Consider the following 24,597-nt stretch of genomic DNA (forward strand, 5'->3'; position numbering starts at 1 on the left):
CGGCCCCACCGGGTGCCGGCCCTGAGTCGTCCCTACGATCGCTGCCGTCTCAGTTGTCGTCCTGCCTGCCCTCTTCCGGCCTGTCCGGCTGCTCGTCGCGGGACTCCCTGGGCCGACGCGGCAGGTCGCCCCGGAACAGTCCTGCGAGGCTCCCACCGCCTCGCCGGCTCCGGGCGTCGCTGACGGTGGCCTCAGCCGATGCCGATGCCGACGGCCAGGAGAACCGCTGCCACGACCAGCAGAGCGACGATCAACAGCGGGACGCGGGATCCTCGGACGAGTAACCGCCGCTGCGTCGCTCGGAACTCGTCCGAGACGTTGGTGACCGGAAAGGGCTCGTCCGGTACCGGCACGCCCAGGAACTCGCACAGTGGTTCCCAACCCTGCGACACGTCGTACACGAGAAGACGGTCCGCCGGTACCCGCTGCCGCACGTCGCGAACGTGGCGCTCGTAGACCTCGACGGTGTGGGCTCGGTCGTCGAACCGGCCGCCGAACTGCCGATCCCAGATCAGCCGCTTCGTCATCGGGCCCCAGTGCCGCATCAGCCAGCGACCGCGCATCGTACGGCCGTACATGGCAGCCAGGCGGTACCACAGGATGAGCCGACCGAACGGGGTGGCGGACTCCCGGAACATCCAGCCGATCGCCCGGTCCGCGCTGGTGTACCAGGCCTGCGCGTCACGGGTGGTCAGGATGACCTTCGCGTCGGGGTAGGCGTCGACCAACTCCCGCCAGAAGGTGACCCCGGGCCAGTCGACGGTGGCGCGGTAGCCGGCGAAAAGAGCCTCCCAGTCGGGCGTGGCGCCATCCACCACCGCTGTCCATGCCTTCGTCCGCTCCGGTACCCGCCACAGCAGCTCGGACATGTGGTGACAGGGCCCGACGCCGAGCCGCTCCAATGCCGTCTTGAGCGATTTGGTGCCGGTACGCCCAAAGCTGGCGCCCACTACCTCCAACATCGTTTCCTCACCCGTCGACTCCGTTGCCGCTCCACCCTAGGCGACGGCAAGACCACCGTCGATGGCCGAGGACGCTGCGGCACGGGCTTCACACCCCTCACGCCGGGCTGGATGCTGTCTCTCGGTTGTGACGGATCCCCCCGTGGCGGCACCCTTCTCAGGTGCCATCGGAGGTCATCGTTGCACCCGACCGTCGATCCGCGCTGCCGCCTGTCCGGCGACACCCCGGTCGGACCGCGATCGCGCGCCGCGATGGCCGCCCGGCGCCCACTACGCTGAGGGTTCATCGCCGGGGGACCTTCGTCGTACACATGTTCTATCCACAGCCTGTGGACGCAGGAGGTGAGCCGATGGGTTACGAGCTCAGCGCGGTGGTGGCGGACGCCGACCTGCTCGGCGAGGAGACCTGCGGACTGGACCACGCCGTCCTCGGCGGGCTGCGCCAGGATTTCGCCCTGCTCCCGATGACCCCGCAGCTCGTGGCCGAGCTGACCGGTTCGCCGCCGGACTTCGCGGTCGACGAACGCGACTCCGAGCACCCGTTCACGCTGGTGCTCTCCCCCGCGCTGGAACGAGGTGCTGGCCCGCTGGTCGCGGCGGGGCCCGTTGGCGTACGTCGAGGCGGAGTTCGCGGGCGGAGTCGGCCACCAGGCGGCGGCGGTCTGGCTCGACGGCGACCTGACCTGGGGACCCCGTTTCGACGCGACGTTGGACGGCCCTCGGGACGGCTGGCCGATCAACGGGGCGCTCGTCGAGCTGGGCGTCGAGCCGGGCGTCTGGATCGACCCGTTCGCCGAACTGGGGCTGCACGTCGAGCGGGACACCGCCGGCTGGCTGGCCCACGGTCGGCGCGGGCTGAGCGCCGACTACTGGGACGAGCTGGCCGAGGATTGGGAAAGCGGGCAAAATACCCAACGCCAGCAACCAGATGCCTCCCGCCCCGTTGGGGACTGGGGGATTCCATGAAATTGCGACAATTCGGCTTCATTGCCGCACTGCTGACCGCTGCCTCGATCGCGGGCAGCGGCGCGCTTCCAGCGGACCAGACACCCGTCCACGAACCGGCGGGTGCCGTCACCGTGGTCGACCTCGACGGGCTGCCCGAGGTCGACTTCGGCGACACCGAGGACGAGCTGACCCGTCGGGGCATCCTGCGCACCGACGTCGACGCCTGCGGTCCAACCCTGTCCGGGCACCAGACCATCAGCCCGATCTTCGCCGAGGACCGCCTGGTGCTGCTCTGGGTCGGCGACCCGGTCCGCACCCCGGAGGGCGTCGCGGCCGGCACCCCCATCGCCGAGGTGAGGACCCGCTACCCGGCGGCCCGCCACCTCCGTGCTCCACAGGGGACGTACCGCTTCGACGGCCTGCTGGCCCGCGACGGTGACCGCGCCTACCTGTTCCTGCACGACGGGCAGCGGGTCCGCAAGGTCATCGCCGGGTACGCCGACTGGGCGCAGCGCGCGTTCGACGAAGGCCACGGCCCCTGCTGAGCACCGATGCGAAACGCCCGGTCGATCCGACAGGATCGACCGGGCGTTCTCGCTGTTCACGAGCGGTGGCGGCGGGATTTGAACCCGCGGAGGGCGTAAACCCTCACACGCTTTCGAGGCGTGCTCCTTAGGCCACTCGGACACGCCACCGCCGAACAGGCTACAGGATCACGGGTTCCGACGCCGAACCGGTGTCCCCCCGACCGGCCTGGCAGGATCTCTGGCATGAGTACGCACATCGGCGCGAAGCCGGGCGAGATCGCCGAGCGGGTCCTGATGCCGGGTGACCCCCTGCGGGCCAAGTGGATCGCGGAGACGTACCTCGAGGGCGCGACCTGCTACTCGACGGTACGCGGCATGCTGGGCTTCACCGGCCGCTGGAACGGCGTCGACGTCTCCGTCCAGGGCTCCGGCATGGGCATGCCGTCGGCCTCGATCTACGCGCACGAACTGGTCGACGAGTACGGCGTGAAGTCGCTGATCCGGGTCGGCTCCTGCGGTGCCCTCGTCGAGGATCTCAAGCTGCGCGACGTGATCGCGGCGATCGGCTCGTCCACCGACTCGAACATGAACCGGATGCGTTTCGACGGCCTGATCGACTACGCCCCGGTGGCCGACTTCGGGCTGCTGCGGACCTCCGTCGAGGTGGCCGAGCGGCGCGGCGTCAGCATGCGGGTGGGGCCGATCCTGGCGGCGGACGCCTTCTACAGCGACCGGCCGGACCTCTACGACGCGTTGGCCGACTACGGCGTGCTCGCGGTCGAGATGGAGTCGGCGGCGCTCTACACGATCGCCGCGCGGTTCCGGGCCCGCGCCCTGACCATCCTCACGGTCAGCGACCACATCAAGACCGGCGAGAAGACCACCTCGCAGGAGCGCGAGCAGACGTTCAGCCAGATGGTCGAGATCGCCCTGGACACGATCATCGCCTGACGGTCCACCCTCCGCTGCCCCGTCCCACGAAGCCCCGCCGGGCGGGGCAGCGCCGCGCCCGCCGGGGACGGGGCAGTGCCGCGCGTGGGGCGGGTCAGCGGAAGAAGGCGCGCAGGACCGCGGCGGCCTCGGTGCCAAGGACTCCGCCGTAGACCTCGGGGCGGTGGTTCAGCCGGCGGTCGCGCAGCACGTCCCACAGCGACCCGGCCGCGCCGGTCTTCGGCTCCCACGCCCCGAACACCACGGTCGACACCCGGGCGAGCACGATCGCGCCCGCGCACATCGTGCAGGGTTCCAGGGACACCACGAGCGTGCACCCGGCCAACCGCCAACGGCCCAGCCGCTCCGCCGCCCGGCGCAGGGCCAGCACCTCCGCGTGCGCGGTCGGGTCGCCGGTGAGTTCCCGCTCGTTACGCCCGGTCGCCAGTTCGGCCCCGTCGGGCCCGTAGAGCACCGCCCCGACCGGCACGTCGTCGGCCGGGTCACCGGTCACCGGCCCACCGGCGCTCGTGGGCCCCGAGGACGACGGGCCGGTCACCGCGATCTCCAGCGCGCGACGCATCCACAGTTCGTGCCGTTGCCGCCGACCCGCGCCCGTTGGATCGGCCAGCCCCTCGTCGGCGCCGGGCCCGACCCGGCCGAGCCGGCCGGGCGTGGGCTGTCCGGGACGGACGGTCTCCAGCGCCGGGTCGGTGGCGTCCGCCGGCTCAGACCTCACGCAGTTCCTCGACCTCGTCGGCGCAGCCCAGCGCCTGGCACACCTCGGCGGTGACGTCGGCCGGCATCATGCCCTCGTGCCCGCACAGGGCGAGCAGCTTCGCGGGGGAGACACCCAGGTCGGCGAGGAGATCCGCATCGCCGACCGGGTCGGCCTCCGGATCGACGGCCGGCTGCTCCTCGTCGTCACCACCGTCGGTCGCGGGGCGGGCCTCCTCGATGTCGTCGAGGCCGGTGACGGAGGTCTTCAGGTCTCCGACGAGCAGCGCACCGAGCCGGGACTCCTCCGCGTACGCGGAGTCGGAGCCGAAGACCCGCAGATCCTGCCCCTCGTCGAGGCGCAGGATCACCAGGTACGTGTCGTCGGCCTCCACGAACAGCAGGGACAGGTCGGCATCGGGCTCGGCATCGCGCAGCCGGTCGGCGACCTCCTCGATGTCGGTCACCCCGCGCAGGTTCACCTCGGCGGCCGACCAGCCGCTCCCGTCGCGCACCACGGCCGCAGCGAAGTACGACATGGTTCCCCCAAGTAGCCTCGGCACAGCACGCCGCCCTCTTTACGCGTGCACGTTAGCCGGTCAGGTCGGCGAGGGACCGGTCAACGCCCCGAAGGGCCGGCCGATCGTGGCAAAAGTCGTCAGTCGGTGGCGCGACGACGGGTGGCGATGAGCTGCCGCAGCTGCTTGGTCCGGGCCCGCTGGGGTCGCTCCCGCTCGCGTACCGTCCGGGCGTCTGCCAGCTGCGCGAGAAGCTGGAGGCGACGGCGACTGCGCTCGGGATCCAATCGCGGAGTGGTCCAGGCCATACTGGCGAGAGTGCCGAGTAACGGCGGTCACGTCAAGACGGGCTTCGCTGCGCAGCCGGGAGGCCACAGACCGCAGCCGGAGCGCGCCTCACCACATCGGCCAGTCCCCGCTGGTGGCCCAGCGCACGGCGACCGCCGCCGCGGCGACGCTCCACCCGCCGGCGGTGACGATCGCGATGCCGGTGGCCACCCCACGGTCACCGGAGCGCACCAGGAGCAGCGCCACCAGCCAGGCCAGACCACCGGCCACGACGGTCCACCACGCGTAGCCGGGGACGCTCCGCCCGAGCAGGCCGAACAGGATCAGCCAGCCGGCGGCCCCGGCTGCACCGGCGGCGACGCCGGCTCCGGTGACCTGGTGCGGCTCGCGCCACGTGGGGCGCGGCGGCCCGCTGGCCGGGAACAACCCCGAGGGGGTACGCGGCGACATGCTCACGAGACTCCCTTCCGGCGTACGCGCGGCGACCCGACCACCGTACCGACTCTGGGAGGATGCTCGGATGTCATCGCCGACGCCCGGATCCCGCCCACGCCCGACGGCGCTGCTGCTGCTCGTGGTGGCACTCACCGCCGGCTGCGGTGCGCCGCCCCGGGCGGCCGACGGCCCGCCGCCGACCGCGCCGACGCCACGGGTGGTGAGCGGCGCACCGGCCGGGCCCGACCGGACCGGGCCGGCCACCGCGCAGCCGCCCGCGTCGTCGGCCGCACCGACCCGCGCGGCGTCGCGACACGTCTTTCCGGTACGGGCGGCCGACGTGGCCTACCACCCGACGCACTCGGCCTACCCGGGAACGGACATCTTCGCCGACTGCGGAACGCCGTTCGTGGCGGTCACCGACGGGACGGTCGCCGAGGTCAGCCGGGTGGACCGGTTCGATCCGCGCGGGCCGAGAGGCCCGTTCAACGGTGGCCTGTCGGTGTCGCTGATCGGCGACGACGGGGTGCGCTACTACGGCTCGCACCTGAGCCGGATCGCCGACGGCGTCGACCCGGGGGCTCGGGTGCGGGCGGGCCAGCGGCTCGGCGCGGTGGGTCGGACGGGCAACGCCAACAATGTGTGCCACCTGCACTTCGGCATCTCACCACCATGTGTGGGCCGGGACGGCTGGTGGATCCGGCGCGGGGTGGTGTGGCCGGCGCCGTACCTGGACTCGTGGCGGCGGGGCGGCAACCGCGAGCCGGCGGCGGCGGTGGCCGCGTGGCACCGCCGGCACGGCTGCCCGGCGGAGCCGCCGGGCTGACCTGGGCACCCGCGGTCCTCCGGCAACTTCCGGGCCACCGGGCCGGTCACCCGCGCGCCGGTCGTCCCCCGACGGGCGGCGCGGGCGCGTAGGTTGCAGGGCATGACCGCCCGGGATCCCGTCGCCGACCTTCGCCGGATCGCGTTCCTGCTGGAACGGGCCAACGAGGCCACCTACCGGGTACGTGCCTTCCGGTCCGCCGCGAAGGCACTGTCCGCGCTGCCGGCGAAGGAGGTGGCGCAGCGGGCCCGCACCGGGAAGCTGACCGAGTTGTCCGGGGTGGGCGACGTGACCGCCCGCTGCGTCGCCGAGTCGCTGGCCGGGGAGGAGCCGGTCTACCTGCGCCGGCTCGTCGCCACCGAGGGCACCGACCTGGGCGCCGAGGCGGCGGCGCTGCGCACGGCGCTGCGCGGCGACTGCCACACCCACTCCGACTGGTCGGACGGCGGTTCGCCGATCGAGGAGATGGCGCTGGCCGCCGCCGAGCTGGGTCACGAGTATCTGGTGCTGACCGACCACTCCCCCCGGCTCAAGGTGGCCAGGGGTCTCACCGCCGACCGGCTGCGCCGGCAGCTCGACCACGTCGCGGCGCTCAACGAGGCCCTGCCCGACGGGTTCCGCATCCTCACCGGCATCGAGGTGGACATCCTGGCCGACGGTTCCCTCGACCAGGACGAGGACCTGCTGGCCCGCCTGGACGTGGTGGTCGGCTCGGTGCACAGCGGCCTCAACGACGACCGGGCGAAGATGACCCGCCGGATGTTGACCGCGATCGCGAACCCCCACCTGGACATCCTCGGGCACTGCACCGGGCGGATGGTGACGTCCCGCCCGGCGGGGGTGACCGGGCCGGGCGACCGTGGGCACCGGGCCCGTAGCCGCGCCGAGAGCGACTTCGACGCCGACGCGGTCTTCGCCGCCTGCGTGAAACATCAGGTGGCAGTCGAGATCAACTCGCGGCCGGAGCGTCAGGACCCGCCCAAGCGGCTGATCCGCCGGGCGATGGAGGCGGGGTGTGTCTTCGCCGTCAACACCGACGCGCACGCGCCGGGCCAGCTCGACTGGCAACGTTTCGGCTGCGAGCGGGCGGCCCGGTGTGGTGTTCCCGCCGATCGGGTGGTCAACACCTGGGCCGCCGACGACCTGGTCGCCTGGGCTCGGGGCCGCCCCTGACCGTGGTGCCTGCCGCGCGCTGGCCGGCCCGGCGCGCTACGCCGACCTCGACGCCGCCCAGACGGCCCTGGCCGGCCCGTCACCGTCGGCCGCACCCGGGCGGTGGCCTTTCGACCAGGGTGTCGCGCCGAGCCCGGACGTCCCGTCCCTAGACGCGGGCGGGCGGCGGGGTGACCGGCAGGCCCGCGGCACCGGCCGGTGGCGTCACCCGGCGGCGTCGACCGGCGCCGAGCAACCCCTGCGAGACGGCGACACCGGCGAGCACGATCAGGGCGCCGACCGGCTGGTGCCAGGTCAGCCGCTCACCGAGCACGAGCGCGCCGATCAGCACCGCGAAGACCGGGATCACGTAGGTGACCGTGGAGGCGGTGGTGGCCCCCGCGATGCGGATGTTGCGCAGGTGGATGACGAAGGCCAGGCCGGTGCCGAGCGCGCCGAGCGCCACCACGGCCGCGACCACCCGTGGCGACAGGGCCGTGGGCAGCGGGGGCACCCCGCCGAGCGGCGCGACGACCGCGAGCTGGGCCGACGCGACCAACAGCTGCGCCGTCGACAGCGAGAGGCCACTGTGGCTGCTGCCGGCGACGAACTTCTTCTGGTACGGGATGGCCACGCCGTAGCAGGCGGCCGCGCCGAAGCAGAGGAGTTGCCCGACGAAGTGCGCCCCGCCGACGCCCTGCCACACACCGAGCACCACGAGCACCCCGGTGAAACCCAGGGCCAGTCCGACCGCGCCGCGCAGGGTCAGCCGCTCGGTGCGGAAGACCAGGACGGCGAGCGGCAGCACCACCAGCGGGGTGGTCGCGTTCCAGATTCCGGCGAGCATCGACTCGACCCGCTGTTCGCCGTACCCGAACAGGGTGAACGGCAGCGCCACGCCGAACGCCGCGACGACCGTCAGGTGGGCCCAGACCCGGGGCTCCCGGGGCAGCCGGTCGCGCAGCACGGCGAGCACCACGAGCAGGGTGGCCGCGCCCGCACCCGCCCGGTAGAGGGTGAGGTGCAGCGGGTGCAGCTCGGTGATGCCGACCTTGATGAACAGGAAGCTGGAACCCCAGATCGCCGCCAGGGCCAGGAAGCCGGGCAGCCAGTTGCGCAGCGCCGCCCGGTCAGGAGTGATGTCCGTGGTCACCCCTGACACTCTGCCCCCGCGGCGCGGCGAAGTCTTGCGCTTTTCGGCCACCGTGTCGTCCGCCACAGGAACCACCTCCGCTGGTGGTGGCGTTCGGCTTCGACGCGGCCGACCTGCTGCCCCGAACACGCCACGAACACGGTCGACAGTGGGCCGGGTTCCTCGCGTAGGGTCGCCGTGTGGGACGAATCGACGACCTCGCGAACCGGTACGTGGCCGACTGGGCCCCGCTCAACCCGGCCGGCGCCACCTACGTCGGCATCGCCGGGCATGACGACCGGCTCGACGACCTGTCGCCCGACGGGTACACGGCCCGCGCCGAGCTGACCCGGCGCACCCTGGCCGACCTCGACGTCACCGAGCCGGATTCGGAGGCCGAGCGCGCGGCGAAGGAGGCCATGCAGGAGCGCCTCGGCCTCGAACTCGCCCGCTACGAGACCGGTGAGACGACCAGCGAGGTCAGCGTCATCACCAGTGGGCTGCACGAGATCCGCATGGTCTTCGACCTGATGCCCACCGGAAGCGCCGAGGCGGTGGCCAACATCGCGGCCCGGCTGAACCGCTTCGCCGCCACGATGGACGACTACAAGACGACGCTGCGCGAGGCCGCGGCGCAGGGCCATGTCAGCGCCCGGGCCCAGCTCGTCGAGGTCGCCAAACAGTGCGACGTCTGGGTCGACCCGGAGGGCGACAACTTCTTCCACGGCCTGGTCGAACGACTCGACGCCGACGGCGTGTTGGAGGCGGAGCTGCGCCGTGGCGCGGCGGCCGCCACCGCCGCGACGGCCGAGTTCGGTCAGTTCCTGCGCACCGAACTCGCCCCGCAGGGCCGGGAGAAGCAGGCCGCCGGCCGGGAGCGCTACGAGCTGGCCTCGCAGTACTTCCTCGGCGCGAAGGTCGACCTCGACGAGACGTACGCCTGGGGCTTCGCGGAACTGGCCCGCCTCGAGGCCGACATGCGGACGGTGTCCGCGCAGATCGCCGCGCCCGGCGCCAGCATCGACGAGGCCGTCGCGGCACTCGACGCCGACCCGGCCCGCACCATCCAGGGCAAGGAGGCGTTCCGGGACTGGATGCAGGCTCTGGCCGACCAGGCGGTGAACGACCTGCACGGCACCCACTTCGACATTCCCGAACAGGTCCGGCGGCTCGAGTGCATGCTCGCCCCGACCAGTGACGGCTCCATCTACTACACCGGCCCGAGTGAGGACTTCACCCGGCCGGGGCAGATGTGGTGGGCGGTGCCGCAGGGCATCACCGCCTTCTCCACCTGGCGCGAGGTGACCACGGTCTACCACGAGGGCGTGCCGGGCCACCATCTCCAGGTCGGGCAGACCGCCGTGCGGGCCGAGGTGCTCAACCGCTGGCAGCGGCTGCTCTGCTGGGTCTCCGGCCACGGCGAGGGCTGGGCCCTGTACGCGGAGCGACTGATGGAGGAACTGGGCTACCTGGACGATCCGGGCGACCGGCTCGGCATGCTCGACGGTCAGGCCTTCCGGGCGGCGCGGGTGATCGTCGACATCGGCATGCACCTGGAGCTGGAGATCCCGAAGGACAATCCGTTCGGCTTCCACCCGGGCGAGCGGTGGACCCCGGAGCTGGGCTGGGAGTTCATGCGGGCGCACTGCCGGGTGCCGGACGAGAACCTGCGTTTCGAGCTGAACCGCTACCTCGGCTGGCCGGGGCAGGCACCCTCGTACAAGGTGGGCGAGCGGATCTGGTTGCAGGCCCGGGAGGACGCGAAGGCCCGTAAGGGCGCTGACTTCGACCTGCGTGAGTTCCACCGGCAGGCCCTCGACCTGGGTTCCCTGGGGCTCGATCCGCTGCGCCGGGCGCTGGGCCGCCTCTAGGGTCTGTCGTCGCCTGGTGCTGCGGGGTCAGTGGACAACCGGCCCCGCAACTGTGATGAGGCGGGTTCAGTCCAGCGTCAGCTTCGGTCTCGGCTTGGCGATCAGCGTGTCACTGGTGATGAATGCCAGGCTGGTCACCGGGTCGCCGAAAAGCACGAGGGATGGACCGCAGCCGGTCCACCCCTGCGTCGTACGCGCTGCTACATCGGTCAGCGCTTCTCTGCTTCGCCGGTTGACGAGCGCTGGGTGGGCACCGACGGGTCGTCGCCCTTCCAGTTCGTCGACGCCGGTGGGATCTCGTCAGTCAGCACGCCGCCCGCGGGCTCCGTCCTCGGCTGCTCCACGGTCGGGGTGTCATCGCGTACCGGCGTCTGGTCCACCCGGGTCGGGGTGAGGCCGGCAACCGGGGCCGGCTCGGCCCGGTGCCGCGCCTCGACGGCCGCCGTGGCCGAGCCCTGCCGACCGACCAACAGACCGGCCAGGACCAGCACGAGGCCGAGCAGGGCCGCACCCGCCGGGGCGTACACGCCCAGCATCGTCAGGCTGTCGCGGCTCTCCTTCGCCCGCTCCACGGACCCCTTGATCGTCTCCTCGGTGTACGCGAAGTCCGCGTTCAGCAGGTCCACGGGCGCCCCGGTGTTCGGGGTCAGCGTCTTGCGCTGCACCTCACGCACGTTCAGGAAGGAGCCGGTGACCGGGTCGATCCACACCGTCCGGGTGTTGCTGTACTTCACCTCACCGGCCGTCGCACCCGGTGCCAGCTTCGGCAGCAGCAGCCCGATCCGGTCCGCCGGCAGGTCCAGCTTCTCGTCGGAGATCACCTGCTCGAAGCGGTACGCCTCGATGCCCTGGATGTCCTCGGTGCCCTTGAACTCGGCCACCCGCTTGGCCCGCAGGTCACGGTCGAAGATCTCGTACGACTTCTTCTCCGTGTTGAACGGGAACTTGTACAGCTGCCCGGAGAAGTTGACGTCCTGTCGGGTGCCGGAGTCGTCGAGGTACTCCTTGTCCCACTCGAGCGCGGCGCCGGAGACCCGGTCCAGCGCGAGGGCGGCGCCGTACGCGCTGACCAACTGCTTGAGGTCGGTGCGGTCGACGGTCTGACCGACCTCCCAGACCACCGCCTTGCCGTTGAGGTCGCCGGTCAACTCGCTGGTCGCCTTCGCGTTCGGCGACACCAGCACGGTCGACTTGAGATCGGCCTGGTAGATGCCGACGTCGCCGTCGGTGATCTGCAGGAACGTGGCCCCTTTCGCCTCGGCGACCGAGGTGGTGGGCTCCAGATCGTAGGGCAGCTTGGTCATCGCGGGCTTGACGACGAAGACCAGTCCGGCGGCCAGCGCCAGGAGCAGTACGCCGCCGCCGAACAGCACGGCACCGATGGCGCGGTGCTTCATGTTTCCTCCCTGGAGGAGCTAGTTTCGTCGCTATCGATCAGTGGGATGGCCGCGAGGTTACTACCTGGTCACATAACAACGCGACCCCCGGTCAGCTCTGTTTTTCCACCGCGCTGTGCTGATGGGGCCCGGTCCGACGAAGCACGAGCAGGAAGTTCCACGCCGCGATCTCCCGTGCGCCGGGCACCCGGATGATCCAGCGTGCCCACCAGGGGTGGTAGCGGGGCAGCGCGTCGACCACTTCGACCGCGGGGTTGGAGCGGGCCCACCGCAAGGTCGCGGAGATCGAGGTCGGGAAGAGGGTCTCCCGGTACCGGTTCTTCGGCGGCCGGCCGTTGCGACGCTCGTATCGACGCGCCGCCCGCTTCCCGCCGAGGTAGTGCCAGGGCGCCGTCTCGTGCCCGCCCCACGGGGAGAGCCACGGCGTGAACGAGATGAAGAGCGTGCCGGCCGGGCGGGTCACCCGGACCATCTCGTCGAGCATGCGGGCCGGCTCGGCGACGTGCTCCAGCACGTTGGACGAGAACGCCACGTCCACCGCGCCGGACCGGACGGGCAGCGCGGTGCCGCTTCCCCGCAACATCCCGGCCGACGCGCCGGCCTGCGCGAAGTCCCCGACGTCCGGGTCCAACCCGACGTAGGCGGCCCCGGCCTCCCGGAACGCCGCCGCGAAGTAGCCCGGACCACCGCCCACGTCGAGCACGGTGCGCCCGGCCAACGGGGTGTACCCGGAGATCTGCCGGACGGAGTCCGCGGCGAGCAGTCCGTAGAACCGGTCCGGGTCGGTCTGTTCGACGAGGAAGGCCCTGAAGAGGGCCACTGAACGGTTGAGCGTGGCGAACCGGCGGCGGGCCGCCCGATCCCCGCGCACGTCCTGTGCCGCAGTCATCGCGCTCCCGTCCCGTCGTCGTCCCGAATCGTGTCCGGCGTCACATCATCCGGGTCGGTCGTGTCCGCCCGCGCGCGGGGTCCGCCCTCGTCGCCCTCCCCGGGGCGGACGCCCGGCACCGGCACCACCGCGGCGACCACGGCGCCGACCGCCACGAGCATCGCGCCCTGCACCCAAGGCCCGTACGTCCACTCCTGGCCGTGGCCCTGTAGTCGGCCCGCCACCGCGGTCACCGTGGCGACCGTGAGGCCGCCGAGCACCACCACCGGCAGGGCCCGCTGGGCCAGTTGCCGCAGCAGCATCCCGGCCAGCACGATCGCCACCGGCAACACCCCGCCCAGCACGGCCAGCAGCGCCACCAGCAGCGCACCGACGAACCACCCCGGCGCCTCGGCCGGCAGCTCCGGACCGGCGGCCACCCGGCGACGCACCGGCAGCGCCGCCAGCACCAACACGGCCAGCGCGGCCAGCGCACCGACCGCGAGGCCGCCCCGGTAGGCACGGTCGGGTGTGAACACCAGTCGCACCTCACCGGCCGCTCCAGCCGGCACGACCCACGCCTGCTGCCAGCCATCGACCCGGGTGGGGACCAAGCTGCGTCCGTCCAGGGTCGCCGTCCAGCCGGCGTTCGCGTTCTCCGGTACGACCAGCAGCGCCTCGCCGCCCGCGCCGATCCGCACCCGCCGGTCCGTCGGATCCCAGTCGAGCACCGAGACCTCGCGTTGCCGGGGCGGGGTGCCGGCACGGTCGGGCCGCAGCGCGGCGTCCTGCACCAGGAAGCCGGCCGACGGCATGGTGGCCAACCGCTGCCCGCCGGCCTGGAGGTCCACCTCCGCACCGGTGACCCCGCAGACGGTGACCGGCACCGGCCGGCCGGCGACCACGTCGGCGAGAGTGGCCCGCACGGCGGTGTCGTACCTTGCTCCGGCCAGTTCCACCCGTGGACCCGAGCCACACCGCTCGACGACCCGGGTGCTGCCGGGCACCGGACGGAGCAGGTCGGCCAGAGCCGGGATCTCCACCTCGGCCACGCCGGTGGTGGCGGTCCAGTTGTCGCGCCGGTCGGCCACCCGCTCGGCGCTGTCGAGCACCGCGATCTCGATCCGGTCGGTCCGCAGGGCAGGGAAGCGGACCCACCCGTCGGCGTCGACCGGCAACTCCTGGGTGCGGCCCGGAGTACGTACCTCGACCCGCTCGGGCACCGCACCGACCGGGTTCACAGCCGGGCGCAGCCGCAGTCCGTCGACGCGCCGCGCCCCGGACCAGCCCAACCGCAGAGTCGGACGCACGTCCTCGGTGCCGGCGAGCCAGGCCGTGCCCGGATCACCGTCGACCGCCGCGTACGCCGCCACCGCCGGATCCCCGGACAGGTGCGACGACGCGGTCGCCGCCACCGGCACCCCGGACAGGGTGACCGGGCCCCCCGGACGGGGCACGGCGGTCAGTGCCAGCCGGTACGTCCCGGTGACCGGGCTGCGGAACACCCGGTCCAGGCCGAGCGGCTCCTCGCCGACCCGGGCGAGGAAACGGTCACACCGCATCACGGTGCCCGGCTCGTCACCCCCCGACCCGGCAGGCTGCCGGGTCGGCAGGCACGCCGGCCGGTCGGCGGATCCACGGCTGAACGACCACGCCACCGGCCCGGCGAAGTCTTCTGGCAGGTCGGTCGGCACGCGCAGGGCCCGACGCGGTTCGACGCCCGGGATGGACAGTTCCCGGATACCGACGCCGCCGTCGACCCGTCCGCCGGCCACCTCCACCACCGTCACCCGGATTCGGCTCGTCGAGCCGGGCAGCGTGTAGTAGGGGTGGGCGCCGAGTTTCCGGGCCACCTCGTGCTCCACCGTCCCCCGGTCGGTGGAGAGCCGGAAGCGGGTCACCGGCCAGCCCACCGTGAGGTCGTTGACGAACTCCAGGGACACGGTGTCGACCTGGCGCGGGGTGTCCAGGTCCACCTCCAGCCACTGCCCGTTCGGACCGCTGAGGGGTGCCGAGCGCCAGGCGGTGGAGTTCTCCCCGTCGACCGCCGCGAAGGGCAGGTGCGACGGGTCAGCGGGGGCGAGGGTGTCCACGAAACTCGCCGCCGAGGAGGCGGTCACCGCCCGGACGCCCTGGTAGACGGCGACGGTCTGGTGCCGGCCGGCGGAGAACGGCAGCAGGTCCAGGGCGACCCGTCCCTGCCGGCCCGCCTCCGCCGCGGTCAGGGTCTGGCTGAGGTTGTCCCGCACCCGCCCGACGTCGCGCTCCCGGCGGCGCAGCCCGTCGGTGACGATCCACCTGTCCCCGGTACCGGCCCGCTCGGTCCCGTCCACCGGCCGGTCACCGGCCAGCACCACCGGGCGGTTCCGCTCGACGAGTCCCTGTTCGAGCAACGGCAGCAGGGACTCCGGCCCACCACTGACAGTCGGCACGTCCGCGGTCAGCACCGCGGCGGCGACCGGCACCTCGCCCCGCACCTGGTACACCTCGACCGCCGGCAACTGCCCGGCGTCGTCGTCTATCGGGCTGCCCGGGGTGATCCCGAAGCGGGTGGTGGTGCCGAAGGACGCGACCCGGGTGATACCGGGGGAACCGGCCAGGGCCCGGCGCAGCACCCCGACCGGCGGCGCGTCCACCTGGGTCCGGTCGATGTCGTTGCGCAGCACCACATGCCGGAACCCGGCGCGGGCGAGGAAGTCGGCCAGGCCGGCGGAGCCACGGCCACCGGCCAGCACCGCCTCGACGGTGTCCATCATCCGGGTGTTGCCGGCCGAACCGAGCGGAATCTGGTTGCGGACCGCCCACGGGGCACCGGCCAATGCCTGCAACGGCTCGTCGACGGACCGGCCCCACTCGTACTGGCCGAAACCGGAGCCGGGCACCATCAGCGTGCGGGCCAACGCATCCCGCTCGGCCAACCAGGTCGCCGTCGCCCGCCAGTGCGCCGGCAGGTCCGACCAGCCCGGACCGGGCCGCAGCAGCCCCAGCCAGGCCGGCGCGGCGGCCCCGAGGACCAGTAGCAGCACCGGTACGAACACCAGGGGCCGCAGACGCAGACCGGGCCGCCGCCTGGCGGTTGCGTGGTGCAGTCGGGTGACCCAGGCGTCGACGCCGTGGGCGAAGCCCAGCATCAGCGGCAGCCGCAGCACCGGGTCCAGCTTGTGCACGTTGCGGAACGGCGCGAGGGGACCATCCAGGAGGTTCCGGACCTGCTCCGAGACGGGGCTGTCGAGGCTGCCGACGTAGCCCACGGTCAGCAGGGTCAATCCGGTGAGGAAGCCCAGCACCAGGAAGCGGCGCTCCGGCAACAGGTTCCCGGCGAGGCCGGCGAGGCCGAAGAGGGCCACCAGTGCGGTGAGCGTCATCAGCGCCGGGTTGTCGATCAGCAGCCACCCCGCCGGCCACCACGGCTCGCCCTGCACGACGTACGCGACCCACTGGTTGGTGCCCCGGACACCCTGAAACAGCGAGGCGACCGCTGTGGTGGTGGTGGACGACTCGATGAAATCCAGGAACGGCAGGCTGTACTGGCCGAGCAGCAGCAGCGGCACGACCCACCACAGGCTGACCGCGATGACGCAGCCGCACCACCAACCCACCAGCCGCAGGTGGTCGGCGTTCCAGCGACGGCTGAGCAGCCAGACCCCGGGCAGCAGCAGGGCGAGCAGCACCACCGCCGCGTTGATGCCGCCCATACCGAGCACCGCCAGCGCGGACAGCGCCGCAGCCCGCCGTGGCGAACCGATCTTCCGGACGGTGACCAGGGGCAACAGCACCCAGGGCAACATCGCGGCGGAGAGCGTCTCGGAGGACAGCGCCCCGATCTCGGTGAGGATCCGCGGGGCCAGCGCGTAGCCGAGCGCCGCCGCGTACCGGCTGGGTTCGGTGCCGATGTCCATCGCGCGGGCCAACCGGAGCAGCCCGTAGAACGCCGCGACGAGCAGCAGGGCCGTCCACAGCCGCTGGGTGATCCACGGCGGTACACCCAGCAGTTGGCCGCCGGCGAAGAAGGGCCCCATCGGGAACAGGTAGCCGTACGCCTGGTTCTGCAACTCGCCCGAGGTCGCCTCGGGATTCCACAGGTGCAGTGCACGCGCCATGAAGTGCAGCGGGTTGGCGGCGAGATCGAGCTTGGTGTCGAAGGTGACCTGACCGGGTCGCTGCACGAACGCGATCACGGTGAGCAGCAGCAGCGCCAGTGCCGTGCAGGGCGCCTCGCGTACCGCCCGCAGGAGCGGGCGCGGCGTCCACGGCCACGACCGGATCACCGGCGGCACTCCGGTGGCAGGCAGCTCAGATCGGCGAGCGCGGAGAAGAAGATCTGGCGGATGCCGCTCGGCTCGTCGGTGCGGAACACCTGTCCACCGGTCACCTTCGCGACGGCGTTCAACTCGTCCGGGTCGACGTCACGGCCCAACCCGATGAAGACCACCGGGAGCGGCCGGCGCGGATCCTGCAACTTCGTCAGCTCGGCAAGGAACTTCGTTCGGCCGATGCTGTCCCCGTCCTCGTCGCGGCCGTCGGTCATCACCAGCACCAGGTTGATCCGGCCGGGTGTCCAGTTCCGCCTGGCGTCCCGGTAGGCGGCGAGCGTGGTGTCGTACAGGCCGGTGCCGCCGCGGGGCTTCACCCGTACCTCGGCCAGACGGTCGGCCAGTCGTTGCCGATGCGCGTCGCCGAGCGGAGCGACGGGGAGGATCTCGCGGTGGTCGCGGTCCCCGTCCACCCGCGTGGAGAAGACCCACACTCCCAGCTCACTGTTGTCCAGCAGCAGTGCGGAGCCCTCGCGGGCGGCCTGGAGGGTGGCGTCGAGGCGAGACTCGCCACCGGGCACCTTTGCGGCCATCGAGCCGGAGATGTCGAGCACGGTGAGGATGCGGGCACTGCGCTGCACGCCGCTCCACCCGGTCAGCAGGTCGGTCACCGCCTCCTCCGCGGGCAGCGGGGTCGGGCGCAGCTCCTCGGTGCTCAGCCGGTCGTCCCGGGGGATCGCCGGCGGGAAGCCGGCCGGGCTGCGGAAACCGGCGTCGGCCAACGTGTCCCGAGCCCGGGCGGTGAGCAACTCGGCCAGCAGTCGGTTCGCCGCGTCACGGACCGCGTCACGGGCGTTGGGCAGGACCGCGTACGGCAGGTCGAGTGCGGGGACCGCCACCTCCGGGTACGCGCCGACAAGCTTGGCCGAATCGGCCAGCGTGTTGTGTTCGAGGACCGCCTGCTCCGTGGTGGCGACGGCCTCCGCGCGGCCCGGCAACTGCCGTCCGGACACCAGAGCAGACCCCTCCTCGGGTGGGGTGAACGTCCGGCCGGCGAGCCGCCGCAGGGTGGCCGTCAGCGCACCGTCCGGCTCGCGCTCCCCGGCGACGAGGGCCCGTACGCCGACCAACGTCGCCACTCCGGCCGGGTCGACCGCCGGGTCGGGCAGCCGGACCGACACCTTCGTCGCCCGGCCGACCAGGGTCCGCCAGGTCAGCGCCCGCCGTGGCCAGCCCCACCGGCGGGCCGACGGCTCGGTCACCGCGAGCACCACCGGGGTGCTCGCCACCGAGGTGCCCTGGGCGGGAACCTCGAAGGCTCCGGCCGATCGCGCCCGGCGTAGCCAGAACGTCGACTCGGGCAACCACGCGTCGGCGACGTCCACACCGTCGGCCAGGTCGCGGACCATCTCGCCGGACTGGCGAGCCTCCACGACGACCGACACGCAGGGCTGGCTGCCGACGCTGGCCCGCGCGATCCGGTCCAGGGCCGGCGCCACCACCGGGGCGGCGGCCAAGCGCAGCCGGATCTGGTCGCTGCAGGCCGGCACACGTCGCTCGGACGCGACGTACGTGACCGTGGCCCATCCGAGCAGCAGCACCGCCAGAGCCGCGCTGAGCAGGACCACCGGGGAACGACGGAGGATGTCACGCGACGAGGTCAAGGCGTTACGCAGCATTGTCCGGCCACCTCCCCGATGTGTGCGCCCGGCGAGTCCGGTGGCAGATCACGACCGCTGCCCCGGGGTGGCGCATGCGGCGCCCGCCACCGTACGCGGTCGCGCTGCACACCCTGCCAAGGTTTTCGTTCGGCGGCAAACCCCCGTTCGCCCAGCCTGCTCCGGCGATCGTCGCTGCCGGTGTGACCCATTGCGCAGCACTCCCGGCCCGCCCTAGGGTGGCGCGATCGCGCCCGATTACTCGTCGGTAGGAGCAGCGTGGACAACTCCGGCACCACCGCACGCCACGTCCTGTTCCTGAACTGGCGGGACACCACCAACCCCGAAGGTGGAGGCTCCGAGGTCTACATCGAACGGATCGCGGCCGAGCTGGTCACCTTCGGTCATCGGGTGACCCTTCTCTGTGCGGCGCACAGGGCAGCGGGCGACTCCGACACCACCGACGGGGGCGTTCACGTCCTGCGTCGCGGCTCCCGCATGTCCGTGTACCTCCGGGCGGCTCTGACCTGCATCGCCGGCCGCGTCGGTTTCGGTCCGCTGAGCCGGCGCGGCCACGGCCGACCCGACCTGGTGGTCGACGTGTGCAACGGGGTGCCGTTCTTCGCCCCGCTCTACGCCGGCCGGCCGGTGGTGGCCCTGGTGCACCACGTTCACCGCGAGCAGTGGCCTGTGGTGTTCGGCCCCTTGATGGCACGGCTGGGTTGGTGGATCGAGTCATGGCTGGCGGTACGGCTGTACCGGCGCTGCCGGTACGTGACGGTCTCCGAGGCCAGTCGCACCGAGCTTGCCGATCTTGGCGTCGACCCGGAGCGCATCGACGTCGTGCCCAATGGCACCCCGGCCGTCACCGGTCAGCCACTGCCCCGCACCCCGCACCCGTCCCTGCTCGTCCTCGGCCGGCTGGTCCCGCACAAGCGGGTGGAGATAGCCCTGCGGGCCGTCGCCGCGCTGGTCGAGGAGCTACCCGATCTGGAGCTGGTGGTGGCCGGTCAGGGCTGGTGGGAGACACCGCTTCGGGAGCTGTCCGAGCAGCTCGGCATCACCGACCACGTACGCTTCGCCGGCTTCGTCAGCGAGGAGGACAAGCACGTGGCACTCTCCTCGGCGTGGCTGGCGCTCACGCCGTCGCTCAAGGAAGGGTGGGGGCTCACGATCGTCGAGGCCGCCGCCCGCAGCACCCCGACGGTCGCGTTCCGCTACGCAGGTGGTGTCGCCGAGGCAATGATCGACACGGAGACCGGCCTGCTCGTCGACGACGAGGAGGAGTTCCTGGGGGTGATCCGCGAACTGCTCGCCGACGACGTGCGTCGCAAGGCGATGGGCGAGGCGGCGTTGCAGCACGCGGCCCTGTTCACCTGGACCGCCGCCGGGGCCCGCTTCGCCCAGCTGGTCACGGGGACGACGGCCCGGGGCTGACGAGGGCCATCGCCACCCGCCGTGAAGGCACCCGCGCAGCGGGTGCCTTCACGGCTCGTCAGAGCTCAGCGAGCGCCGTACTCGATCGGCTGCTCGACAGTGCTGGTGTTTCCGGCCTTCTCCGCAGCGTCCTGCGCGGAGGTGCCGAGACCGTTCGCCAGACCAACGCTCAGCAGCAGGCCGAGCACGACTCCGAGTGCCCCCACGGCAACGAACGCGGGCAGGTTCTTCATCCACCTTCTCCTTCCGCGGGACTCGCGTGTCGGGACGCTACCACGGGCCGGAGCCTCCGCACAGTGCTCGAAAGACAGATGCCGATCATCGCCGCTCCGGCCAGTAGATGGGCCACCCCTACCGGGCCGGGGCCGCTGACGGTGGCGGCGGGCGACGGCGACCAGGCCGGGTTCTCGTAGAGGCTCAAATCCGGTCCGGCGTACACGACCCGCAGCCCGACCAGCGCGGACGCAGGCGGCGGCGGACCCGGGACGTGCTGCACCAGCACCCACCGAGGATCCTCGACCGCCAACGGCCGGCCGTCGGCGATCAACCTTCGGACCCGCGCCGCGCGCGGGTCCTCGCCGGCCACCGCCCGACCACCGACCCAGAGGGTGTCGTCGACCAGCACCGGCACCGCGAGGTACCGGGGTGCCGGGTCGATCACCACCACGTCACGGTTCCAGGCCGGCCGCTGGTACTCCTGGAACGGCAGCGAGATCACCTCACCCGGACGCGCCGCCGTCAGCCGGGCCACCGTCGCCCAGTCCGCCGGCCAGTCGACCGGTCGCAGCCGACCCGCCGCGCCGAACGCGAGGTCGGGCAGGACCGCCACCGGCAGCAGCACCGCGCCGACCAGCAGAACCCGGCCGGTCACCACGTTGAAGCGGGAGGTGATCCGGTCGGTCAGCCGTTCCGTGCCGAGCGCACCGGCCACCGCCAGGGCCAACGCGTACGGCAGCAGCAGTTTCTGCCCGTCCCGGACCAGTCCCGCGCCGGGGACGGTGGCCACCAGCCAGCCGAGCATGGCGGCTCCGCCGGGCAGCACCCCGAGGGCCGCGGCCAGCCAGGAGCCGGCCGCCAACAGGCCCAGCCGTCCGACGAACGCCGCCGGCCAGCGCCGCCGCAGCAGCGGCACCCCGCAGCCGGCGATGGCCAGCAGGAGCACCGTCGCCACCGGCACCAGCACCGATGCTCGTGAGGCGGGGGTGGCCTGCGCGTTCCAGATTCCTCCGGTGCCGGCCAACGAGACCAGCGGTCCGGCCCAGTTCTCCGCCCGCGCGGCGAACGCCGCGACCCCGGCCGGATCGGACCGGCCGGCACCGGTGCTGATCGCGCCGGCGACCAGCCAGGGCGCGCTGAGCAGCACCGCCGATCCGAGCACCAGGGCGGTCGACCGGCCGGCGCGCGGGTACCGTCCAGGCACCAGGACCCCGACCGCCACCAGGGCCAGCGCGCCGCCGGTCGGCGTGATCGCGGACGCCGCCACCGCCAGCAGCAGCCGCCGGACCGCACCCGGTCGACCCGTCCGCAGCTCCAGCGCCGCCCGCACCAGCCACGGAAACGCGGCGTACGCCACCAGCAGCCCCCACTGCCCGATCAGCAGCCGCTCGGCGAGGTACGGCGTCCAGGCATACCAGAGAGCGGCGACCACCCGCACTCCCGTCCGATCGGTGGGCACCAGCCGGGCGGCACCGAGCGCGGCGAACCAGACGATCGCCACCAGCACCAGCCGTTGCAGCGCCCACCCCGGCAGCAGTTGACCGAACAGCGCCACCACCGCGTCCTGCGGCACGGCCCGGGGCAGCGCCGTGGCGGGGGCGACCGACTCCCAGCTCAGCGTGGGGCGGGGCACGAAGACCATGTCGTAGCGGAGCACGTACCCGGGCAGCGCCAGTGGCGCCAGGACCACCGCCGTCACCACGGCGGCGACACTGTGGGGCACCAGCCGCTCCCGCATCCGACCGTCCTCACCGCCGTCGCCCTACGCGATCACCCTCGCACCGGTGGCGGACACTGTACGCGGCGGCCGGGCCCCCGGCGTTCCGTCTCCGCCGCCCCGCGACGCGGAGCTCCCGGCCCCGATGTCCAGCTTGACGCAACGGCACGTCGGTCAGGCCGAACGAGTCCAGCGTGATCCGCCGGGCCTCCGCACGGGCACGGGTCGTCCGTTCAGGGCTGTCGGGTCGTTCGGCCGACCGGTACCGTCTCCCCGGTCGGGCGGCCGGCCCGACCGGTCCGGCGACGACAACCCGCAAGGCGCGGGCCGTCCACCGGTCGTGTCCGTCTCGGGCGCATGGTGGCGGGGAGACGCGGGGTTGGCATGACTCAGACGACCGGCGGTGCGACCACGGCGGTCCGGCTCGGCGCTGCCGGCGCCGCCGTCACCGCCGCCACCGTGCTGATCAACGCGCTGGCGTACGCCGTGCCGGTGCTCGGCGCCCGCCGGTTGACGCCGGCAGACCTCGGCGCACTGGCCACGGTGCTCGCCCTCGCGACGATCGCCGCAGTGCCCGGCTTCGGGCTCCAGATCGCGGTGGCCGCGCACCGGGCCCGCCGGGGGGTGAGCGACCCGACCCGGCTCGCCCTGCGCACCGCCGCCGTCACCGCTGGGCTGACCGCACTGGCCGCACCAGTCCTGAGCTGGGCCCTGACGTTGCCGCTCGCCCTGACGCTGCTGCTGGCCGCGAGCACGTTCGCGACCGTGCTGGCCGGCCGCCGGATCGGTGAACTCCAAGGCGACCAACGGTTCCTGCGGCTCGCGGCGGCGATGGCGGTGGTCGCCGCCGGCCGCTACGGCGGGCTGGTCGTCGGGCTCGCGTTCGGCCGCAGCCCGGTGGACTGCCTGGCCCTCGGGACGGTCACCGGGTTCCTCGTGCTGCCGATCCTGGCCCGCCTCGCGCAGCCCACGGAACCGGTTCACACCGGGCCGCCCGGGGCCGGGCCGGCCGATCCACTGGGGCCCCGGCAGGTGCTGACCGCCTGCGCGGCCTCCCTGGCGATGCTCACCATCTCGTATGCGGACCTGATCCTCGCCCGCCAACTGCTCAGCGCCGACGCCTCCGGCGGCTACGCGGTCGGCTCCGTGCTCACCAAAGGCGCGCTCTGGGCTCCGCAGGTGGTCACCCTGCTCGTCCTGCCCCGGCTGGCGCGGGGCGACCGGCAGGCACGGGCATGGGCGCTGGGCCTGATCCTGTCCTGCGGGGCGGTGCTGGTCGGCGCGTCCGTGGTCGCCGGCGATCTGGCGTTCCGGTTGGCCGGTGGCGCCGCGTACCTGCACCTGGCCGGCGAGGCACCGCTCTTCGCCGCCGTCGGCGCCCTCTACGCGGTGGTCTTCATGCTGGTCAACGACCGGGTGGCGACGGGTGCCCGGTGGCCGGGCGCACCGCTCTGGGCCGCTACCGGGGCGCTCGGCCTGACCGCCCTGCTGGTCGCTCCGCGCACCGTGTCGGGTGTTCTCGCCTGCGCCCTGGGCACAGCGGTGTTGACCGCCGTCGTGATGGCATTGCTGACCCTGCGCCCCGCCCGCCGCTGACACCGTCGCGACGGTCGGGGCCGTCAGTCGCCGTCGGCGAGCCAGCTGTGCAGCAGGTGGTGATCGATCGCGTCGGGACGGCCCAGCGACCGGCCGACGGCCAGCCGGGCCCTCAGGTCGGCCCTGCTGAACCAGCGAGCCGCGAGCAGTTCCTCGCCGTCGACGCGTACCTCCTCGGTGGTGGCGGTGGCCCGGAAGCCGACCATCAGGCCGGCGGGGAACGGCCATGCCTGCGACCCCTGGTAGGTCACGTCGATGACGGTCACCCCGGCCTCCTCGGCCATCTCCCGCCGTACCGCGTCCTCCAGGCTCTCGCCCACCTCGACGAAGCCCGCCAACGTCGACCAGGCGTCCTCTCCCGCGCCGGCGTGCCGGGCCAGCAGGCAACGCCCCGGGGGTCCGGGCGCCTCCACGAGCACGATGACCGCCGGTTCGATCCGGGGAAACAGCAGCCGGCCACACTCCCCGCCGGTGCAGGACCGCGCGTGCCCGCCGCCGTCGACGACGGCCGGCGCGCCGCAGGCACCACAGAACCGCTGCTGCCGGTGCCAGTACAGCACCCCTCGCGCGTACGCCTGGACGGCCGCGTCGGCGGGGTCGAGTCGTCCCACCACCGCCCGCACGTCGACGGTCCGCACGGCCCCGGTCATCTCGACGGCGGCCTGCTCGGTCAGCGCGGAGAGATCCACCGCGAAGACTCCCCGGTCGTGGTCGACCGCCGCGTCGCTGTTGACTCCCCGGTCGCCGTCGAGGCCCAGGAAGACGATCTCCCTGGCTGCGGTCCGGGCCAGAGTCGCCCGGTCGCTGGTCAGCCGGACCGGGCCGTCGCCGTCGACGAGACAGCGGTCCCGCCACAGGGGCAGCACGACGCTGTCAGGACGGGCCAGCAGCGCCGCCATCCGCTTCGGGTCGGTTCGCACGGTGCCCGCCCGGTCGAGCCACCCGCCGCCGTACGCCAGGGCATCGTCGTGCAGTCGCATGCCCTCACCGTGCCATGCCTGGCGACCGGCTCCCACCCTCGGGCCGGCGGCCCCGGCACGCCGGGTCGACACGCCGTACGAGATCGACCAGACGTCGGCTGCCCGCCTGCCCGGTCGTTGGCTACCGTTGGTGTCTTCCGGCTGGGGTCCGCTTGCTCCCCAATGTGGT

General features: G+C 73.0%; 20 protein-coding genes, 1 tRNA gene and 1 pseudogene. 8 read left to right on the plus strand and 14 right to left on the minus strand.

The genetic code is table 11. The features are described 5' to 3' along the window. Positions 1-191: 191 nt before the first annotated feature. The gene (locus tag GA0070616_RS11230; RefSeq protein ID WP_175440044.1) at positions 192-962 is read right to left on the minus strand and encodes a sulfotransferase family protein; all 771 of its coding nucleotides are present in this window, start codon (positions 960-962) and stop codon (positions 192-194) included. A 350-nt stretch (positions 963-1,312) separates the two neighbouring features. On the opposite strand from GA0070616_RS11230, the pseudogene GA0070616_RS11235 reads away from it, so the two are divergent. After that, positions 1,313-1,928 (plus strand): annotated as a pseudogene (locus GA0070616_RS11235) (hypothetical protein). 32 nt (positions 1,929-1,960) lie between these two features. After that, positions 1,961-2,455: a thioredoxin domain-containing protein gene (locus tag GA0070616_RS11240; RefSeq protein ID WP_091090481.1), complete on the plus strand. Its 495-nt coding sequence runs from the start codon at positions 1,961-1,963 to the stop codon at positions 2,453-2,455. A 63-nt stretch (positions 2,456-2,518) separates the two neighbouring features. Here GA0070616_RS11240 and GA0070616_RS11245 read toward each other — a convergent pair. Next, positions 2,519-2,605: transfer RNA gene (locus tag GA0070616_RS11245), tRNA-Ser, on the minus strand. Positions 2,606-2,680: 75 nt separating this feature from the next. On the opposite strand from GA0070616_RS11245, the gene deoD reads away from it, so the two are divergent. Continuing rightward, positions 2,681-3,388, plus strand: a complete 708-nt coding sequence (gene deoD, locus GA0070616_RS11250; protein WP_091080555.1) for a purine-nucleoside phosphorylase — start codon at positions 2,681-2,683, stop codon at positions 3,386-3,388. A 94-nt stretch (positions 3,389-3,482) separates the two neighbouring features. Here deoD and GA0070616_RS11255 read toward each other — a convergent pair whose 3' ends face one another. From GA0070616_RS11255 to GA0070616_RS11265, 4 genes are all read right to left on the minus strand, one after another. Continuing rightward, a complete protein-coding gene (locus GA0070616_RS11255) occupies positions 3,483-3,950 on the minus strand; it encodes a nucleoside deaminase (RefSeq protein WP_091090483.1) in 468 nt (155 codons plus the stop codon). Positions 3,951-4,095: 145 nt separating this feature from the next. Beyond that, positions 4,096-4,623 carry a tRNA adenosine deaminase-associated protein gene (locus GA0070616_RS11260; protein WP_091080559.1) on the minus strand — a complete coding sequence of 176 codons (528 nt, stop codon included), beginning with the start codon at positions 4,621-4,623 and terminating at the stop codon, positions 4,096-4,098. A gap of 119 nt (positions 4,624-4,742) precedes the next feature. After that, positions 4,743-4,910: a hypothetical protein gene (locus GA0070616_RS28065; protein ID WP_175440045.1), complete on the minus strand. Its 168-nt coding sequence runs from the start codon at positions 4,908-4,910 to the stop codon at positions 4,743-4,745. Positions 4,911-4,998: 88 nt separating this feature from the next. Next, positions 4,999-5,340, minus strand: a complete 342-nt coding sequence (locus GA0070616_RS11265; RefSeq protein ID WP_091080563.1) for a hypothetical protein — start codon at positions 5,338-5,340, stop codon at positions 4,999-5,001. Between the two features lie 70 nt (positions 5,341-5,410). Here GA0070616_RS11265 and GA0070616_RS11270 point away from each other — a divergent pair, with 70 nt between their 5' ends. Together GA0070616_RS11270 and GA0070616_RS11275 are read left to right on the plus strand one after the other, a co-directional pair. After that, the gene (locus GA0070616_RS11270) at positions 5,411-6,151 is read left to right on the plus strand and encodes a M23 family metallopeptidase (protein ID WP_091080566.1); all 741 of its coding nucleotides are present in this window, start codon (positions 5,411-5,413) and stop codon (positions 6,149-6,151) included. A gap of 102 nt (positions 6,152-6,253) precedes the next feature. Next, positions 6,254-7,324 carry a PHP domain-containing protein gene (locus GA0070616_RS11275; protein ID WP_091080569.1) on the plus strand — a complete coding sequence of 357 codons (1,071 nt, stop codon included), beginning with the start codon at positions 6,254-6,256 and terminating at the stop codon, positions 7,322-7,324. Between the two features lie 148 nt (positions 7,325-7,472). Here the strand turns inward: GA0070616_RS11275 and GA0070616_RS11280 are convergent, their stop codons facing one another. After that, a complete protein-coding gene (locus GA0070616_RS11280; RefSeq protein ID WP_091080573.1) occupies positions 7,473-8,456 on the minus strand; it encodes a DMT family transporter in 984 nt (327 codons plus the stop codon). Between the two features lie 179 nt (positions 8,457-8,635). On the opposite strand from GA0070616_RS11280, the gene GA0070616_RS11285 reads away from it, so the two are divergent. Further along, positions 8,636-10,306 (plus strand): DUF885 domain-containing protein, encoded by a 1,671-nt coding sequence (locus GA0070616_RS11285; RefSeq protein ID WP_091080577.1) that lies wholly within the window; start codon positions 8,636-8,638, stop codon positions 10,304-10,306. A gap of 209 nt (positions 10,307-10,515) precedes the next feature. Here GA0070616_RS11285 and pgfA read toward each other — a convergent pair whose 3' ends face one another. From pgfA to GA0070616_RS11305, 4 genes are all read right to left on the minus strand, one after another. Then, positions 10,516-11,703, minus strand: coding sequence for a cell envelope lipid trafficking protein PgfA (gene pgfA, locus GA0070616_RS11290; RefSeq protein WP_091080580.1), 1,188 nt, complete (start codon positions 11,701-11,703; stop codon positions 10,516-10,518). Between the two features lie 91 nt (positions 11,704-11,794). After that, a complete protein-coding gene (locus tag GA0070616_RS11295) occupies positions 11,795-12,592 on the minus strand; it encodes a class I SAM-dependent methyltransferase (protein ID WP_175440046.1) in 798 nt (265 codons plus the stop codon). Continuing rightward, positions 12,589-16,839 (minus strand): alpha-(1->3)-arabinofuranosyltransferase, encoded by a 4,251-nt coding sequence (locus tag GA0070616_RS11300; RefSeq protein ID WP_245712724.1) that lies wholly within the window; start codon positions 16,837-16,839, stop codon positions 12,589-12,591. The genes GA0070616_RS11295 and GA0070616_RS11300 overlap by 4 nt, the downstream gene beginning before the upstream one ends. Beyond that, positions 16,836-18,503 carry a substrate-binding and VWA domain-containing protein gene (locus GA0070616_RS11305; protein ID WP_091080587.1) on the minus strand — a complete coding sequence of 556 codons (1,668 nt, stop codon included), beginning with the start codon at positions 18,501-18,503 and terminating at the stop codon, positions 16,836-16,838. The genes GA0070616_RS11300 and GA0070616_RS11305 overlap by 4 nt, the downstream gene beginning before the upstream one ends. 258 nt (positions 18,504-18,761) lie before the next feature. On the opposite strand from GA0070616_RS11305, the gene GA0070616_RS11310 reads away from it, so the two are divergent. Continuing rightward, positions 18,762-19,919: a glycosyltransferase family 4 protein gene (locus GA0070616_RS11310; protein ID WP_091080591.1), complete on the plus strand. Its 1,158-nt coding sequence runs from the start codon at positions 18,762-18,764 to the stop codon at positions 19,917-19,919. Positions 19,920-19,984: 65 nt separating this feature from the next. Here GA0070616_RS11310 and GA0070616_RS28070 read toward each other — a convergent pair whose 3' ends face one another. Both GA0070616_RS28070 and GA0070616_RS11315 read right to left on the minus strand, forming a co-directional pair. Further along, entirely contained in the window at positions 19,985-20,152 is a 168-nt protein-coding gene (locus tag GA0070616_RS28070) for a hypothetical protein (protein ID WP_175440047.1), read from the minus strand. Next, a complete protein-coding gene (locus GA0070616_RS11315; RefSeq protein ID WP_091080595.1) occupies positions 20,149-21,873 on the minus strand; it encodes an MmpA family trehalose lipid delivery protein in 1,725 nt (574 codons plus the stop codon). Before GA0070616_RS11315 ends, GA0070616_RS28070 begins: the two co-directional genes overlap by 4 nt. 363 nt (positions 21,874-22,236) lie before the next feature. On the opposite strand from GA0070616_RS11315, the gene GA0070616_RS11320 reads away from it, so the two are divergent. After that, entirely contained in the window at positions 22,237-23,448 is a 1,212-nt protein-coding gene (locus GA0070616_RS11320; protein WP_139128878.1) for a polysaccharide biosynthesis protein, read from the plus strand. Positions 23,449-23,471: 23 nt separating this feature from the next. On the opposite strand, the gene nudC is transcribed toward GA0070616_RS11320, so the two are convergent. Next, complete coding sequence (gene nudC / locus GA0070616_RS11325) at positions 23,472-24,428, minus strand: NAD(+) diphosphatase (protein ID WP_091080598.1); 957 nt, start codon at positions 24,426-24,428, stop codon at positions 23,472-23,474. Between the last annotated feature and the right edge of the window lie 169 nt (positions 24,429-24,597).

Origin of the sequence: Micromonospora nigra, from assembly GCF_900091585.1 — a bacterium.
Classification (GTDB): Bacteria; Actinomycetota; Actinomycetes; order Mycobacteriales; family Micromonosporaceae; genus Micromonospora; species Micromonospora nigra.

What these genes read in the sequence shown, in the direction of transcription:
- GA0070616_RS11305 (WP_091080587.1), bottom strand. Translation starts at nt 18,503, where the DNA reads ATGCTGCGTAACGCCTTGACCTCGTCGCGTGACATCCTCCGTCGTTCC.
- GA0070616_RS11270 (WP_091080566.1), top strand. Translation starts at nt 5,411, where the DNA reads ATGTCATCGCCGACGCCCGGATCCCGCCCACGCCCGACGGCGCTGCTG.
- GA0070616_RS11315 (WP_091080595.1), bottom strand. Translation starts at nt 21,873, where the DNA reads ATGCGGGAGCGGCTGGTGCCCCACAGTGTCGCCGCCGTGGTGACGGCG.
- GA0070616_RS11265 (WP_091080563.1), bottom strand. Translation starts at nt 5,340, where the DNA reads ATGTCGCCGCGTACCCCCTCGGGGTTGTTCCCGGCCAGCGGGCCGCCG.
- nudC (WP_091080598.1), bottom strand. Translation starts at nt 24,428, where the DNA reads ATGCGACTGCACGACGATGCCCTGGCGTACGGCGGCGGGTGGCTCGAC.
- deoD (WP_091080555.1), top strand. Translation starts at nt 2,681, where the DNA reads ATGAGTACGCACATCGGCGCGAAGCCGGGCGAGATCGCCGAGCGGGTC.
- GA0070616_RS11275 (WP_091080569.1), top strand. Translation starts at nt 6,254, where the DNA reads ATGACCGCCCGGGATCCCGTCGCCGACCTTCGCCGGATCGCGTTCCTG.
- GA0070616_RS11260 (WP_091080559.1), bottom strand. Translation starts at nt 4,623, where the DNA reads ATGTCGTACTTCGCTGCGGCCGTGGTGCGCGACGGGAGCGGCTGGTCG.
- pgfA (WP_091080580.1), bottom strand. Translation starts at nt 11,703, where the DNA reads ATGAAGCACCGCGCCATCGGTGCCGTGCTGTTCGGCGGCGGCGTACTG.
- GA0070616_RS11255 (WP_091090483.1), bottom strand. Translation starts at nt 3,950, where the DNA reads ATGCGTCGCGCGCTGGAGATCGCGGTGACCGGCCCGTCGTCCTCGGGG.
- GA0070616_RS11320 (WP_139128878.1), top strand. Translation starts at nt 22,237, where the DNA reads ATGACTCAGACGACCGGCGGTGCGACCACGGCGGTCCGGCTCGGCGCT.
- GA0070616_RS28065 (WP_175440045.1), bottom strand. Translation starts at nt 4,910, where the DNA reads ATGGCCTGGACCACTCCGCGATTGGATCCCGAGCGCAGTCGCCGTCGC.
- GA0070616_RS11230 (WP_175440044.1), bottom strand. Translation starts at nt 962, where the DNA reads ATGTTGGAGGTAGTGGGCGCCAGCTTTGGGCGTACCGGCACCAAATCG.
- GA0070616_RS28070 (WP_175440047.1), bottom strand. Translation starts at nt 20,152, where the DNA reads ATGAAGAACCTGCCCGCGTTCGTTGCCGTGGGGGCACTCGGAGTCGTG.
- GA0070616_RS11295 (WP_175440046.1), bottom strand. Translation starts at nt 12,592, where the DNA reads ATGACTGCGGCACAGGACGTGCGCGGGGATCGGGCGGCCCGCCGCCGG.